This window comes from Sphingobacterium phlebotomi, from assembly GCF_008180195.1.
GTDB classification, from domain to species: Bacteria; Bacteroidota; Bacteroidia; order Sphingobacteriales; family Sphingobacteriaceae; genus Sphingobacterium; species Sphingobacterium phlebotomi.
The window spans coordinates 49121-65135 of record NZ_VTAV01000014.1; the positions used below are offsets into that span (position 1 = coordinate 49121).

Below are 16015 nucleotides of genomic sequence, written 5' to 3' on the forward strand. Positions count from 1 at the left end.
TAATCCGTTTTCTTTACTTTGTCGCTAAAGATTGTCATCAGATTCCTCATTTACCCACAATCCATCACTTTTTATAATCTCTATCAACTCATCTAAAGCATTGGCAGAGCTTACATTTCTCTTCACGACTTCTTTACCTCGATAAAGTGTTATTTTGTCGGGTCCTGCACCTACATATCCATAATCTGCGTCAGCCATTTCGCCGGGTCCGTTTACAATACAGCCCATAATACCGATTTTTAAACCTTTTAAATGATTGGTACGGCTTCTGATCATTTGCGTGGTTTCCTGTAAATCAAAGAGCGTTCTTCCACAACTTGGACAGGATATATATTCTGTCTTTGAAATGCGGGAACGCGTTGCTTGTAAGATTCCAAAGGATAATGAGACTAGCTTATCCAAAGGAGTTGCGGGTGAATCTATCCAGATGCCCGAACCCAATCCGTCAACCAATAAAGCCCCCATATCGGTGGCAGCATATAGCTGGATCTTGGAGATCGGTTCTTCTGGATGCATAATGTCTCCGATAGGACCCGAGAATTCCGCTACCGGATAACTTCGTTTGATGATAACCGGATTGTTTACACCGATGGCTTGCATATTGTTGAAAAACTGCCGTTGGTCTGCCATTCCATGGGGCTGATTGGTTCCCAAAATGAAAACAACGGTGTTGTCTATCTGTAAATTCGCAAAATATGCTCCCGCTAGATCATCGTTTGTTAATATTATCAAATTTAAAGAAGGATCGTGTACTTCAGCGTCTTGAAAGCTTTTCAAGGTATAGACAGGGTGTTTGTTAGCTTTGTCTTTTAAATTTTTCCAAGTGTCGTAGTCATAGAGTACTTTGAGATTTCCAGGCAATGTAAACGAAGGCAATTGCGAACCGAGATAAACAAAGTCTACTGATTGGTCACCCATATGGTATTTATCATTTAACGCGTCGTATCGATAACCTACGGCAGTCAATATGAATGGGTCTTTCAAATTTTCGCGTGAAATATCTGCAACCACACGTGGAACTAAAGAACCGCCGATAAATGCGTTAACTTCCAATGCCTCATAAGGATTGGTATCCGTATGACCGGATAAGTTGACAAGTTCACGTGCGGCGGTAGATTCCTGTTGTTTCTTGCGGTCGGCATATCGATTGGCTAAAGCGCGAGCAACGGGAATTTCGTTTTCTGGTTCTTCTGTTAGGGACACCCGAATAGTGTCTCCTAACCCATCTTCTAATAATGTTCCAATACCTACGGCGGATTTTACCCGCCCATCTTCACCGTCTCCCGCTTCCGTAACACCTAGGTGAAGCGGATAGTTCATGTTCTCTTCCACCATTTTTTCGACTAATAAACGATAGGCGCGCACCATTACTTGTGGGTTGGACGATTTCATCGACACGACGAGATTATAGAATCGTAGATCTTCACAAATCCGTATAAATTCCAATGCGGATTCTACCATGCCTTCGGGCGTATCACCGTATCGACTCATAATACGATCAGAAAGCGAACCGTGGTTGGTGCCAATACGCATAGCAGTACCGTATTCTTGGCATATTTTAACTAAAGGTGCAAACTTTTTATAGATACGTTCCAGTTCACCTTGATAGGCCACATCCGTATATTCTATTTGGTCAAATTTCTTTTTGTCGGCGTAGTTACCGGGGTTTATACGTACCTTTTCCACGATACGGGCGGCTACTTCCGCCGCATTGGGAGTAAAATGGATGTCCGCAACCAAAGGAACGTCATACCCTCGCATTTTCAGTTCTTTCTTAATATTGGCTAAATTTTCGGCCTCTTTGATGCTTGGCGCCGTAATTCGTACATACTCACATCCGGCATCTACCATGCGGATGGTCTGTTCTACAGACCCCAATGTATCCATCGTGTCTACAGTCGTCATACTTTGGATACGAATGGGATGGTCTCCTCCCATAGGAATATCCCCCACGGTTACCTCCCGCGTCAAAAACCGACTATAAGATGTTTTGGAATTACAGTATCCTCCGGGTAAAATGATTGCGTTTTTTGTGTCCATGCCTAGGTACAAAGGTAATTGTTTTAAGTTCTTTTTTCCCTCAAAAAAGAACCAAAAAAATCGCCACTTTAAAATTTTGAAAGAAGGGGTAATACATTCATTTTATTTCTACATATTTCAAAATTTTATATGTGGCATTAGAGTTTAAGGGTGGGGTATTGCAAGGGCGTAACTGAACGCGATCAATATTGCTTAGCAGTTGTGTGGATTCAAACGGCCTTATATTGTTTTGCGAACATTTTACGCAGGCTATTCCGTTAAAAACAAAATAATGTTTGAGCGTAGCGAGTTTTATTTTGTTTAGGAATAGACAAAGAAACCATGATGAGCATAATACAGATGCTCATCATAGCCCCATCGCCTTGAAAAACAATTGATTCGATGGGAAATAGCAAAACTATATTCAGCCTTGATTTATGGATTCGTGTTTATTTTGGTATCCATGAGCTCACTCCGGTCGGTTTTGTCTCCTTTTTATCAAGAAAAAGGAAAAGAACAAAGTTAATATCGAGATATGGTGAAATTATTGGCGGCTCCTTCCAACTCGATATCAAACTTGTTCTCCGCTTCGTCATAATTCGCCGTTTTTGCGATACCACTTTTGTTCGTTTCAAAACCCTCAAAAGAATTTTTTGATAAAATAGAGGTATATTCTACTTTAATAGCTGCGTCTTTTGGGATGCGAAAATGGATTTTTGATGCGGCGGTGGCGATATCAATTTTTGAATTAGGTACTTGAGGGAGCCCTAATTTTAGGGTCATGTTGCTTGCTCCGGTGTTGATCTCCAGTTTTTCGAATTTTAGTGTAGACAAATCGCCGCTAATATTAGCTGCACCATAGTTTAAATTTAGGTTCCAAAGTACATCGGGATGAAGATCTATTAGAACCGCGTCTGACTTTTTACTTTTTGAGGTTGGTTTCGCATTGATAACGACTTTTTGTTTACCTTTCTCTTGCTCTGTTTTCATGGTCATGCCCATGTCGTTCGTCTTGGATCTGGTCGATACGAGATTAACACTTTCTTCAACGCTCAATTCAAATTTCCCAGCTCCTCCGTTAAACTCCAGGATAGACTCTTTCATTTCAGGATCAAACGGGAGTTGGACCATATCGGATAGCGGACCATCCTTATCCGTATTTTCAATATTGATGTATTTGCTGTTATATAGCTGTTCTGTCCAATCTGTTTTAGAAGCCGTCATACCCACATAAAAAATCCATCCTAAAAATAGAACGTTACAACCAACTTTAATGTAGTTTCCATATCGCTTATTTTGGGCGATTAAATTGACTCCTACAATAATGATGAGTAACGGCCAGTATTTGATTGTAGCCCAAAAATTAAAGTGTATGATGTCCAGGTTGTGCAATAAAAGAACCACTCCTATAAAGACAAACCAAATGCCGGATGTTATCTTATTCTCCATACGTCGCTATTTCCTCGTAAACCTAAATAAAATGCTTCACAAAACTACAAGTTACGATTTTTTTACAAAACTACTTTTAGGTTATGTTGTTCATATTTTCGGTGAAATAAACCATTCTATCGGTGAAATTTCTTCCATGCAAATGTGTATATTGCACTAGTATTTAACGAAAGGTCGATTATTCTATGATATTTCATCATTTTGGTTCCTATATCCTGTTGTTGCGAAAGGTCTTCAAAAAACCTGAAAAATGGAAGATATATTTAAAAGAGATTTTTCATGAGATGAACGAAATAGGTATAGGCTCATTGAGCTTGATTTTGATTATTTCGACCTTTATCGGAGCAGTTATGACACTGCAAATCGCTTTTCAGTTGGTGTCTGATCTCATTCCGACCACAGTTATTGGACAAATTAACCGGGATTCCAACATTTTAGAACTGGGACCTACCATTTCGGGCTTGGTGTTGATGGGCAAGGTTGGCTCGGCTATTTCTTCGCAAATAGGTTCGATGCGTGTAACAGAACAAATCGATGCCTTGGAGATTATGGGCATTAATGCACCTGGATTTTTGATCTTACCCAAGATTATCGCGGGTGTTATTATGGTTCCGGTATTGGTAACTATTGCCATTTTCTGTGCTATTACCGGTGGATTGATAGGAGGTAGCCTGTCTGGTGCGGTAGCTCCATCGGATTATATTCAAGGTATACAAGAAGGTTTTAATGGTTTCACCGTGACTGTAGCCATTGTGAAAGCGATAATTTACGGATTTATTATTACTTCGGTTCCTGCATATAAAGGTTTTTATGTTAGAGGTGGTGCATTGGAGGTCGGACAAGCTGGGACAAAAGCAGTAGTGATTGGCTGTATTGCGATTTTGGTTTGTGATTATATCATTACCGCATTGATGTTATAATATTGTCAATCGTTTAATTGATTAATCGGTTTACCCAACCGGTAGCAGTTAAGCACATAGACAGTTAAGCATTAGACAAATTAATATGATTGAGATTCAGAATATATACAAATCATTTGGGGATAACGAGGTATTGAAAGGCATTGACGCCATTTTTGAACCCGGTAAAGTGAACTTAATTATAGGGGGGTCAGGTTCTGGCAAAAGTACATTGTTAAAGTGTATTGTCGGACTTCATGATCCCGACCAAGGAAAAGTGTTTTTTGGCCAACAGGAATTTACAGGAATGGACTTTGAAGAACGTATACCCATCCGAAGAAATCTTGGTATGTTGTTTCAAAACTCTGCTTTGTTCGATTCCATGACGGTTGAACAGAATATTATTTTTACGTTGAATATGTTTACTGATATGAGCCAGGCAGAGAAAATAGAACGTGCCAACTTCTGTCTCGATCGTGTCAATTTGAAGAATGTCAATAAATTATATCCATCCGAACTGTCGGGAGGAATGAAAAAGAGGGTTGGGATTGCAAGAGCGATTAGCATGAGCCCTAAATATTTGTTTTGTGACGAACCCAACTCAGGCCTTGATCCGGCCACATCGATATTAATTGATGAATTGATTCAGGAATTGACAGAGGAGTATCAATGTACGACATTAGTGGTAACACATGATATGAACTCCGTGATGGGAATAGGTGATTATATTTTGTTTTTATATAAAGGACAGAAATTTTGGGAAGGATCTAATGAAGAGATGCTGCGTTCGGATGTGCAGGAGTTGAATGATTTTGTCTTCGCAAGTCCGTTGATGAAGGCCGCAAGAGATTCTATTAAATAATACAACATCTCACTTCTAATATCTATCTTTGCGCTATTTAATCTGATATTTATTATAAAGTATTTAGCATCTCGATTATCTAAATACAAATATCTCATATCTAATAATGACTTCAATAACAAACATACAACTTCTTACGCCACGACATTGGAAAGATTACGAACTTATTGATTGTGGTGATTTTGAAAAACTAGAACGCTTTGGGGATGTGGTGGTGATTCGTCCCGAACCACAAGCGGTATGGCCAAAAACCTTCTCGGAGGCGGAGTGGGTGAAAAGGCACCATATCCGCTTTAAAGGACGGTCGGCAACGTCGGGGGAATGGATAAAAAAAAATATCCAAACGCAGGATCGTTGGCATATTACCTATAAAAATAAGGATGTAGCCATTAAATTCCGTTTGGGACTAACTTCGTTCAAACATGTTGGTATATTTCCAGAACAAGCGGTGAATTGGGATTATATATCGGAGTCCGTCAAATCTTTTAAAACCCCTCATCCTAAAGTGTTGAATTTGTTTGCTTACACAGGTGGTGCTTCGCTCATTGCAAAGGCTGCGGGAGCGGATACAACACACGTAGATTCTATTAAGCAGGTGGTTACCTGGGCAAACGAAAATCAGGAACAGTCAGGATTGGATAATATCCGTTGGGTGGTAGAGGATGCACTTAAATTTGTAAAAAGAGAATTGAAGCGTGGTAACAAATACCAGGGCATTATATTGGACCCTCCGGCGTATGGACATGGACCTAAAGGAGAAAAGTGGAAGCTTGAAGACCATATTATGGAGATGATGCGTGATGTGGTACAGCTTCTCGACCCGAAAGAACATTTCCTGATTTTAAATACGTATTCTTTAGGATTTTCTTCGGTCATTGTAGAGAACCTAATAATAACGGCTTTTCCACAAGTGGAAAATCTCGAAATAGGGGAGCTCTATTTACAAGCAACTGCGGGATCTAAACTTCCGTTAGGCGTTTTTGGGAAATTTAGAAAAATAAAATAGAACGGCTAACGGTTAAGGGCTGGACTGTGCATCCGGGTAGGTTGCCCTTTCAAGTCCTGTTCGTAATTGCTTAAAACAGATATAAAACCTGACGTTTCTTTAAAACCGAACTTCTCCATCTCTTTTGTTATCGTGCGATAGTAGGCTATGCCTTGTACGAGTTGATCCTTAAATTTCTGGATAACTTTCAGTTTCTTTACATCATCAACACCGTTTTTCACCAAGTTTTTGAAATAATCTACGTAGAGCTGTAATTCGTTTACAAAAAGATGAGGTCTAGTTTTCAAGCTCAATGGACGGCGACCATATATATGATCTATCATTTCCTGTAGCATGTAAGGACCTTTAAAATAGGCCATATTTGGACCGGGGCAGATAGAGACTGCTGTGTTCTCTTTAGGCTTCTGTATGCTATATTTCAGATAAGCAGAAGCGGCAAGACCTTCGCATAGACAAGTTTTTGCCGTAATTTTATCGAACTGCTCTTGAAATTCCGTTTCGGGAAGTTGGAGGTTTTTTAATTCTTTGATTTTAGCGTGCTGATAAACTCGGGAAGCGGTACATACCGGTTCTTTAGAAAACTCCGTGTTGGATACGAGGTATTGCTTTGTACACGGACTTCCCGGAACTCCCTTGGCGATACGCTCCATCCGCCTTTGTTCCGCTGTACTTCCTTTAAAATTATGGAAAGGAACGCCGAGTGGAGAAGAATCGCTTAGATAGAAATCCTCTTTGTTCGCCTGTATCAATTTGGCTAATGTATCGTTGTCGACTGTAGTTGCTTCTGGAACTAATAAAAATGGTGAACCCCATCCGGCACTATCAAAACCGTAGTATGTTAAAAGAAATATATGTTCTTCTGCTGTCCCTATTCCTCCCTGTACACTGAACCTAATAGGAAGGGTATGTACACTCGATATGCCCTTTTCAAGGAGGGCCGCTCTATATATGCTGGAAAGCTCTTGAACAAGTTCCTCTTTCTTTTGTTTAAACTCTTCCAGAATAGGACCTAGTAAATAGCCGTCTGTTGCGAAAGCATGTCCTCCGCAATTTAACCCGGACTCTATGCGAAATTCAGAAACCCACAAACCTTTTTTTGCAAGATATTTCGCTTGAATGTAGGCGGAGCGATAGTCTGATACTTTCAGGATAATCCGTTTTTCCAATACGCCGTATCGATTTGGAAAGAAGGACGGTAATTCAGTAAGGTAATTATATAGACGAGGATTCATACCGGCTGACAGAACAACGGAAGAACGTAGGTTGGATTGGGCAAAACCTCGTAATGCAGCTAAAGCATCTGCATACTTATCATCTAATATATTTCCTTTTGTATCCACGTTGAGTTTATCAACCTTTGCCATAATATTGACATCAATTTCTCCGGGAACAACCATGGCTTTTAATTCTTCCTGCAAAGCCGCTTTTTCATTAATATCATCCGTATTTAACATTTTTTTATAACGCTGTTTGCTCAGATCGGTATCTGGCAATAGTTCAAAGTAGTTTGTTAAATCAGAATCCGGCAGAAATTCGTCGTTCTTGATATGAAAAATTTGTGTGTCAATAATTTGTTGTACTAAATTGAGATAAGCAGTGATTCGCTTGGCACGATAATCCTCCTCCGCTTTCTTTATGGGAACATAATAAAATTGGTTTTCTTGGGCATAGAAAGCCCGTATTCGCTCGATAAGCTCATCGTCAACAATAGACATCACCGAAGAGATACCAAATTTTGCAACTTTTAATGGAGAGTCGATGGAAAAAGCCAAACCTAATACCGGGATGTGGAACGTGTGTTTCATATATCATCTGTAACACTACAAAATACGGGAATTTATGATGGGGATAAAATAACGTAGGTGTTATATAAAAATGATTTAAGTCATTTTTAAAACGCAAATCACATATCGTCCAATGATAAACAACACATATCAATATGATACTTAGGCAATAATTTATTTTTTAGATGCTCCACTTTTTTAGCAAATAGTTCCGGCTTGAAATTTTTGCGTTGTCGTTTTACTTCAGCGGCAACAGCTTGGTTTTTCTCTAATTTTAGTGCAACAACATCAATCTCATTTTGATTGCCTTTGGGTTCCCACCATGAACCAATAGCACGATACTGGAAACTTTCGGCAAATTGTTGTTTAAAATATCGCTCCAACATGATGCCTGAATAAATTGGATAATCTGATTTGACGATAGACTGTAAACCTATGAAATTCTTGATTTCAATCAAAGAACGGTGACGATCGAAATAGTTGAACCAAAAACGGATGAAGTTATCCTGTATTTCATATCGTGCCGTCTGACTTCCTTCTTTTGCCAATATAGGGCGCTGACGAATAATGATATGATAGTCTTCAATTAATCGTTTGATCTGCCCGCCAATGCTTTTGTTTCCTAATGCTGCTTCTATCTCGGATTGTGTGTTGATTCCTCCAGAGATAGCACTTAGAATAGAAAAATAAGTCGCATAGTTTTTGCCAAATTCTTCTATCAACAGATTTTTCCCTTCATCTGTAAAAGAGGAATTCTCGCGAATCATGAAGGAGATCATTTCGTCCACATCCAACATATTGTTATCGCAGAACAGTTCAACATATTTGGGCACGCCACCTGTGAAAGAATAAAGAGCAAGCAGATCGTCATTTGTATATGAGGGGCGGTAATCTTTTATAATTTCTTTGAGTGTCGATATATCAAAAGCTGCCAGCTTGATTATATTGTCTGCTCTTCCAAAAAGAGGTTCTTTTTTGTTTTGAAATATTTTTTGCATCAGTGAATATACCGAGCCTGACACGATGAGGTTCATTTTGGATTTCATCCGATAGGTATCCCAGAGGTTTTGCATGTCGCTATAGATCGACTCATTGATATTATAAAACTCCTGAAATTCATCAATGACAAGATTGAACGATCTATTTGCCGCCAATTCCATTAAGTACTGGAATAAAGATCGAAACGTCCGAATCTCTGGTGGTATAAATGTATCAAGAGATTGGGTGATAATTGGAATAAACTCAGAGCAAAGTGTCGCTTCGTTTTTACGCCCAACAAAGAGATAAACGGTTGGGAGTCCTTCGGCCGATTTCATGATAAGACTAGTTTTACCAATTCGTCTTCTCCCTGTAATTACAGTCAGGCGAGAATGGTCGGTAAACGACAGCTTTTGTATTCTTTTTAATTCAGATAGTTCACTGATTCTATTATAAAACTTCATTCCTGTATCTTGTTTCGGCTGTAACTGTTACCGTCGTAACTGTTACAGCTGTAACAAAGTTAGTTTTATTTTTTTATTACTCAAAAACAATCGTTTTGTTCCCCTGCAGCATCACCCGGTCCTCCGTCAGCAAATGGATGGCTTGACTTAGTACTGCTTTTTCGATTTCCTTTCCTGCGGTAACCAAATTTGGAACATCGTAGCTATGGTTAATGGATTTAGTGCGCTGTACAATTATGGGACCTTCATCCAGATCATTCGTGACGTAATGGGCTGTTGCGCCGATAATTTTTACACCTCGTTTGTACGCCTGACGATATGGATTTGCACCAATGAATGCAGGGAGGAACGAATGGTGTATATTGATCAATTTGTTCTGAAACCTCGCCACGAAAGTAGGGGAGAGAATACGCATAAACTTTGCCAACACGATATAATCCGGTTGATACGGCGTAATGGTTTGTACTAGCTCCTGTTCAAATTCCTCCTTGCTTTTGTTCTCATGTGATATATAGTGATAAGGAATATGGAACTTCTCGGTAAATTCTTTCAGCACCTCATAGTTTCCGACTACCGCTTTTACAGAAGCATTAAGTGTTTTGAAAAAATGACGCACGAGAATGTCCGCAAGACAATGGTGTTCTTTGGTTACTAAAATAACAAGCTTCTTTTCGCGAGCAGGATTGATGGACACTTGTGCATGGGCAGGTAAGTTGTTTTCCAAATCCTGCTGCAAGAGTAGTGTAGCAGATGGTACACCGCTGCATACCACACGGACAAAGAATTTGCGATTTTCTTCGTCTACAAACTCCCGCATGGTTACGATATTCAAATAATGCTTAGCGATGACATGGGCGACACTGGCAACCAGGCCCACCGCATCTTGGCACTGGATAAGTATTAAGGTTTGGTTGTTCATTATTTACATTGTAATAAATACCATTGCCTTTTTAGGAGGCAACGGCAGCAGCTTTAGCAAGTTCTTCTTCCAAATCGATTTCAATCCGAAGGTTTTCCACAATATGTTTTTGCCTGTCCGGCGTATTTTTACCCATATAATATTCCAGTAATTGCGGAAGTTTGTTGTCCTTTGAAAGAATCACGGGATCCAACCGTATGTCTTTGCCAATGAAAAGCCCGAATTCGGATGGGGAAATCTCACCTAAACCTTTGAAACGGGTTATCTCTGGCTTACCACCTAATTTAGAAATAGCACGTTGACGTTCCTCATCTGAATAACAATAGATCGTTTCCTTTTTATTCCGTACACGGAATAAAGGAGTCTGCAAGATGGATACATGTCCGGCTTTCACCAAATCGGGAAAGAATTGTAAAAAGAACGTAAGCAACAGCAAACGGATGTGCATACCATCTACGTCCGCATCTGTGGCGATAACGATATTGTTATAACGTAGTCCGTCAAGTCCGTCCTCAATATTCAGCGCATGTTGTAATAAATTAAACTCTTCGTTCTCATAGACTATTTTCTTTGACATACCATAGGAGTTCAAGGGCTTACCTTTCAAGCTGAACACCGCTTGCGTCTGTACATCCCGCGATTTGGTAATAGAACCACTTGCCGAGTCTCCTTCTGTGATGAATAAGGTCGTTTCTAGGTTACGCTCGTTTTTATCGCTAAAATGAATCTTACAATCGCGTAGTTTTCGGTTGTGTAAGGAGGCTTTTTTAGCACGCTCATTAGCGAGTTTCTTAATACCCGCAATATCTTTTCTTTCGCGTTCCGATTGCAAGATGCGTTTCAGCAACGCGTCAGCCGCAGCGGCGTTCTTGTGCAAATAATCGTCTAACGCTTTTTTAACAAAATCGTTGATAAAAGTACGTACGGTAGGTCCGTCAGGCCCGATGCTTTGTGATCCTAGTTTTGTTTTCGTTTGCGATTCAAAAACAGGCTCCTGTACTTTGATGGCAATTGCGGCGATAATCGACGAACGTATATCCGCTGCATCGAACTCCTTTTTATAAAACTCTCGAACTGTTTTTACGACGGCTTCGCGGAATGCCGCCTGGTGGGTACCTCCTTGCGTCGTGTGTTGTCCGTTGACAAAAGAATAGTATTCTTCCCCGTATTGCTGGCCATGGGTTAGTGCTATCTCGATATCATCCCCCTTTAAATGGATAATAGGGTAACGCATGGATTCGGCATCGATATTACGCTCAAGCAAGTCTTTTAGGCCATGTTCGGAAATAAACTTTTGTCCGTTGAAACTGATGGTCAATCCAGCGTTAAGAAACACGTAGTTCCATATCATGTTTTCTACAAACTCCATACGGAATTTGTAATTCCGGAAAATCGTTTCATCTGGATAGAAGCTCGTTGCTGTACCGTTACGTTGTGTGGTTTCTTTTTGTTCATCGCTGACGAGCTCGCCACGGTGAAACTGTGCGATGCGTGTTACGCCTTGGCGATACGATTGTACTGTAAACTGATCAGAAAGTGCATTGACAGCTTTCGTACCGACACCGTTTAGGCCTACAGATTTTTGGAATGCTTTGCTATCGTATTTACCGCCGGTATTGATCTTAGAAACCACATCGACCACGGATCCAATAGGGATTCCGCGACCGTAGTCACGTACGGATACTTTATTGTCGTGAACGGTAATGTCAATCGTCTTGCCTGCGCCCATTACAAATTCGTCGATGGAGTTGTCGACAACCTCCTTTAACAATACGTAAATTCCATCATCATAGGCAGAGCCATCGCCCAGCTTCCCGATATACATACCCGGACGCAGACGGATGTGTTCTTTCCAATCTAAGGAACGTATACTGTCTTCGTTATATGTCGTCATACGAATACGATTTGTTTAAGTTTTCTTTGCTAACAAAAATAGGAAAAAGATTAGATAATTTCGGCAAGCTCTTTGCCTAATCCCATTGTAGAAAACGCTATGAAAGGAAAAGTTGTTGTAAATAAGTTTTGGACAAATGTCTTTTCGGGGAGAAAGGCTGTTGCGATTGTTATTTTCCCTTTTATCTTGTTGTTGGACCAACGTTACAAAGAAGATAAATATTTGCTAAACCATGAAAATATACATATCAAGCAAGCGGCTGAAATGTTGGTTGTTCCTTTCTATATATGGTATGCTATCGAATTTTTGATGCGTTATCTACAATACAGAAAATTTCGGCAGGCCTATCTTAATATCTCCTTTGAGCGGGAAGCCTACCGAAATGAACAAAATTTACACTATTTAAAAAACCGTAAGTTATGGGCTTTTAGAAAATATTTTTAACTGGCGCTTATTTTACTAATCGTAAATAATTGGCTACTTTCTTTTTAAGATTCCGCCGATCCACAATAAAATCTAAAAAACCATGTTCCAGAACAAATTCAGATGTCTGAAACCCCTTAGGCAAATCTTTTTTGATGGTCTCCTTAATCACGCGAGGCCCTGCGAATCCAATCAATGCACCCGGTTCGGCAATATTAATGTCTCCCAACATGGCATAAGAGGCGGTTACCCCACCTGTTGTCGGGTCGGTCAATAAACAAATATAAGGTATTTTAGCCTGTGCTAGCAAGGCCAGTTTTGCTGACGTCTTTGCCATTTGCATCAACGAGAAAGCAGCTTCCATCATACGTGCCCCGCCCGATTTGGAAATCAACATGAAAGGAGTTTTGTGTGCTATACAATAATCGATAGCGCGCGCAATTTTTTCACCAACTACCGATCCCATGGAGCCCCCGATAAACGTAAAATCCATGCAAGCAATCACAATATCCTGACCTTCCATTTTGCCGTGTGCGCAACGGATGGCGTCTTTTAGCCCAGTCTTCGCTTGGCTGTCGGCTAGTCGAACGGGATAAGGTTTCGTATCAGAGAATTGAAGAGGATCTCCTGATGTTAGGTTTTCAAATAGCTCGGTGTAATTGTTGTTGTCGAAAAGGATAGAAAAATAGGCCGCAGAGCCGATTCGGATATGATAGTCACAATACTGACAAACGTATTGGTTCTCAATTTGTTCACTGTTTAATAGCGGCTTCTTGCAATTCGGACATTTATTCCACATGCCGTCAGGCGCTTCCTTTTTATTCTCGGTAGCAGTATTAATACCTGCTTTGTTTCTTTTAAACCAACTCATAAGTTCACGATAATTCGGACTACAAATAAACGAAACCATCATGATTTATGCAAACCCTATCGGGGAATGAATAAATCCGATAGCTTCATCACCTTTAAAGGACAAGTTCTTAGATGAAAAAAAATATAAAAAACGTGTAGGAACTGACGCAGTTGTGAAAGTGATAGAGACTGTGGGGTTTATAAAATAAAAATAGGCAAGCTACTCCTATCGCACCGCTCAACCTAATACCCTTGCTTTGTTCCCAACCTGGGGGAGTCAAAGGGAGCTGGTCGTAGGAGACTTGCCTGTCACAAAAGTAGCAAAAAAATAGTTCTTTGGAAAACTTTTTAGACGACTTTACTTAGACGCTTGATTGTCAGTTGAAAATAATCGCTTTCGGTGGTGCTTCATAGTATCTTGTAGATTTTCCCGGGTAAAGAGAGGAGTACACTGTTCATTTCCATTTCCAGAAGTATCATCGCCAATTTGCTCGTTGGCCAATCGAGATGAAGTGCAATTTCATCAACCCGAGCATGTTCTCTTTCCTGTAAGAAGTTGTACACCCGTTGTTCATCTTTACTCAGACTGTTTGTTAGTAGCGGAAGTTGTATTGTTTCTTGTTTAGGCTTAGGGCGCTCCCATCCCATCAAGTAAATCAAGTCTTCCGCGTGGCGGATGAGGTGTGCTCGATGTGTTTTAATCAAATAATTACAGCCTGCAGAATATTCCTGATCTATACCTCCCGGGAAAGCACACACATCTCGGTTATAGCTGTTTGCAATTTCGGCGGTAATCAGTGCTCCACCTTTCTTTGCAGCTTCCACAACCACAGTTACGTCAGCCAATCCGGCAATGATCCGATTTCTAGCCGGGAAGTTGTTGCGGTCAGGAATGGTGCCGGAAGAGTATTCCGTAAGCAAACCACCATCCTCCAGCATACGCGAGGCAACATCTCGATGTGCGGATGGGTATATCCTATCCAGTCCGTGGCCCAATACGCCAATGGTAGGAATGTTGTGTTTAAGCGCCAAGCGATGTGCCTGTACATCTATTCCGTAGGCCAGGCCACTTACAATCTGTATATCGTATTCTTGCAGTGTGGAAACAAGCTGTTCACAAAGACGTTTTCCATAAGCGGTTGCATTTCTGGTGCCCACAATACTGACACATCGATACGGGTTTAAATTGGCTGTTCCCTTGTAGTAAAGTAAAAGCGGAGCATCTTCGCACTGCTTCAAACGATGCGGATAATTTGCATCTTCAAACCAAAGGATTTCGATGTTGTGCTTTTCGAGAAAAGCGAGTTCTTGTTCTGCTTCATGCAGATAATTCTTGGAAAGAATAGATTCCACTGTTGCTTTCCCGATATGGGGAATGGAAAGTAATTGCTTTTTACCGGCGTCGAAAATATTATCGACCGAACCACAGTAAGCTAATAAAGTACGCGCCGTTTTGGCGCCTATACCTTTAATCTTTGTAAGGGCAATTTGTTTGAGCATGGTCATAATTCAGAAACCTAAAGGTAAGAAATTTATATAAAAATCCTAACTTTGATTGAAAAATTATCAAGCATGGAATTACAAGGCGGGCAAGAACCATTTGACATAGAAATAGGAAATATCGTATATGCTGTTTTCCCGGAAGAAAAAGATGTTTACCTTATTTTCAAAGAAGGCAAAGAATATGTCAAGATCGTAAAAGATACAGAAACTTCGTGGCTGAAGCTTCACCCGGAAACTGAACTGCCTATGTTCGGAATGGACGAAGAAGTAAATGTCATCGGACAGAAGATAAACGAAGAATTAAACCCGTAATCGAGAAAAACAGTTACATCGGCACATATACCACATATTTTGTGTCAAAGAAATCCTCTTTAAAATAAGAGGACAGCGGATGCAGTTCCGCTTTGAGTCGCGATTCTTTAATTTCATCCCGAAGGTCGCCACCCTTTAGATAGATCATCCCGTTTGGAATGCCATTTCGATCCTGCCTCTCAAATTTGTTGCGGACCCAAGAAGCAAATTCGCCCAAACGAGTTACTGCACGGGATACGACAAAATCATATTTATAATCCAATTGTTCCGCACGGATATGGTCAGCTTCTACATTTTCTAGACCGACAGCCTGTGCAACTTCACGTACCACTTTTATTTTCTTTCCGATCGAATCGACGAGGTGGAATTGTACCTCTGGAAAAAGGATAGCTAAAGGTATACCCGGGAATCCACCTCCGGTTCCAACATCCAATATCCTGGTGCCTGGAGTGAATTCCGGCATAAATTTGGCGATGCCGAGAGAATGTAGCACATGCTTCAAATAAAGACTATCAATATCTTTTCTGGAGATAACGTTAATCTGATCATTCCAGAAGGGGTATATCGCAGCCAATTGTTCAAATTGTTGTTTTTGCTGTTCCGTTAAACTTGGGAAATATTTGTAGATAATATCGACAGTTGGATTCATGT

14 protein-coding genes and 1 other RNA gene are annotated in these 16015 nt (G+C 40.4%); 5 read left to right on the forward strand and 10 right to left on the reverse strand.

The annotated features are described in order from the left end of the window. Window positions 1-24: 24 nt before the first annotated feature. Together ispG and FXV77_RS16735 are read right to left on the reverse strand one after the other, a co-directional pair. The gene (gene ispG, locus FXV77_RS16730) at window positions 25-2040 is read right to left on the reverse strand and encodes a (E)-4-hydroxy-3-methylbut-2-enyl-diphosphate synthase (RefSeq protein ID WP_148920389.1); all 2016 of its coding nucleotides are present in this window, start codon (window positions 2038-2040) and stop codon (window positions 25-27) included. 501 nt (window positions 2041-2541) lie between these two features. Then, the gene (locus tag FXV77_RS16735; protein WP_148920390.1) at window positions 2542-3468 is read right to left on the reverse strand and encodes a LiaI-LiaF-like domain-containing protein; all 927 of its coding nucleotides are present in this window, start codon (window positions 3466-3468) and stop codon (window positions 2542-2544) included. A 185-nt stretch (window positions 3469-3653) separates the two neighbouring features. Between FXV77_RS16735 and FXV77_RS16740 the strand changes: the two genes are divergently transcribed. The 3 genes from FXV77_RS16740 to FXV77_RS16750 all read left to right on the forward strand — a co-directional run bounded on the left by FXV77_RS16740 (window position 3654) and on the right by FXV77_RS16750 (window position 6235). After that, complete coding sequence (locus tag FXV77_RS16740) at window positions 3654-4388, forward strand: MlaE family ABC transporter permease (RefSeq protein ID WP_148920391.1); 735 nt, start codon at window positions 3654-3656, stop codon at window positions 4386-4388. Window positions 4389-4473: 85 nt separating this feature from the next. Further along, complete coding sequence (locus FXV77_RS16745) at window positions 4474-5229, forward strand: ABC transporter ATP-binding protein (RefSeq protein WP_148920392.1); 756 nt, start codon at window positions 4474-4476, stop codon at window positions 5227-5229. Between the two features lie 106 nt (window positions 5230-5335). Next, window positions 5336-6235: a class I SAM-dependent methyltransferase gene (locus tag FXV77_RS16750; protein WP_148920393.1), complete on the forward strand. Its 900-nt coding sequence runs from the start codon at window positions 5336-5338 to the stop codon at window positions 6233-6235. 5 nt (window positions 6236-6240) lie between these two features. On the opposite strand, the gene FXV77_RS16755 is transcribed toward FXV77_RS16750, so the two are convergent. The 4 genes from FXV77_RS16755 to FXV77_RS16770 form a co-directional block, all read right to left on the reverse strand. Next, window positions 6241-8040: a hypothetical protein gene (locus FXV77_RS16755; protein ID WP_148920394.1), complete on the reverse strand. Its 1800-nt coding sequence runs from the start codon at window positions 8038-8040 to the stop codon at window positions 6241-6243. A 98-nt stretch (window positions 8041-8138) separates the two neighbouring features. Further along, complete coding sequence (locus tag FXV77_RS16760; protein ID WP_148920395.1) at window positions 8139-9461, reverse strand: ATP-binding protein; 1323 nt, start codon at window positions 9459-9461, stop codon at window positions 8139-8141. A gap of 76 nt (window positions 9462-9537) precedes the next feature. Beyond that, window positions 9538-10380: a formyltetrahydrofolate deformylase gene (gene purU / locus FXV77_RS16765; RefSeq protein WP_148920396.1), complete on the reverse strand. Its 843-nt coding sequence runs from the start codon at window positions 10378-10380 to the stop codon at window positions 9538-9540. Window positions 10381-10411: 31 nt separating this feature from the next. After that, window positions 10412-12274, reverse strand: coding sequence for a DNA topoisomerase IV subunit B (locus FXV77_RS16770; protein ID WP_148920397.1), 1863 nt, complete (start codon window positions 12272-12274; stop codon window positions 10412-10414). Between the two features lie 99 nt (window positions 12275-12373). Between FXV77_RS16770 and FXV77_RS16775 the strand changes: the two genes are divergently transcribed. Then, a complete protein-coding gene (locus FXV77_RS16775; protein WP_187444166.1) occupies window positions 12374-12718 on the forward strand; it encodes a hypothetical protein in 345 nt (114 codons plus the stop codon). A 7-nt stretch (window positions 12719-12725) separates the two neighbouring features. On the opposite strand, the gene accD is transcribed toward FXV77_RS16775, so the two are convergent. From accD to dprA, 3 genes are all read right to left on the reverse strand, one after another. Then, a complete protein-coding gene (gene accD, locus FXV77_RS16780; protein WP_148920398.1) occupies window positions 12726-13568 on the reverse strand; it encodes an acetyl-CoA carboxylase, carboxyltransferase subunit beta in 843 nt (280 codons plus the stop codon). A gap of 191 nt (window positions 13569-13759) precedes the next feature. Further along, window positions 13760-13857, reverse strand: an RNA gene (gene ffs, locus FXV77_RS16785) — signal recognition particle sRNA small type. A gap of 100 nt (window positions 13858-13957) precedes the next feature. After that, window positions 13958-15055 (reverse strand): DNA-processing protein DprA, encoded by a 1098-nt coding sequence (gene dprA / locus FXV77_RS16790; RefSeq protein ID WP_148920399.1) that lies wholly within the window; start codon window positions 15053-15055, stop codon window positions 13958-13960. A gap of 66 nt (window positions 15056-15121) precedes the next feature. Between dprA and FXV77_RS16795 the strand changes: the two genes are divergently transcribed. Next, a complete protein-coding gene (locus FXV77_RS16795) occupies window positions 15122-15364 on the forward strand; it encodes a hypothetical protein (protein ID WP_148920400.1) in 243 nt (80 codons plus the stop codon). Window positions 15365-15377: 13 nt separating this feature from the next. On the opposite strand, the gene rsmG is transcribed toward FXV77_RS16795, so the two are convergent. Continuing rightward, window positions 15378-16013: a 16S rRNA (guanine(527)-N(7))-methyltransferase RsmG gene (gene rsmG, locus FXV77_RS16800; protein ID WP_148920456.1), complete on the reverse strand. Its 636-nt coding sequence runs from the start codon at window positions 16011-16013 to the stop codon at window positions 15378-15380. Between the last annotated feature and the right edge of the window lie 2 nt (window positions 16014-16015).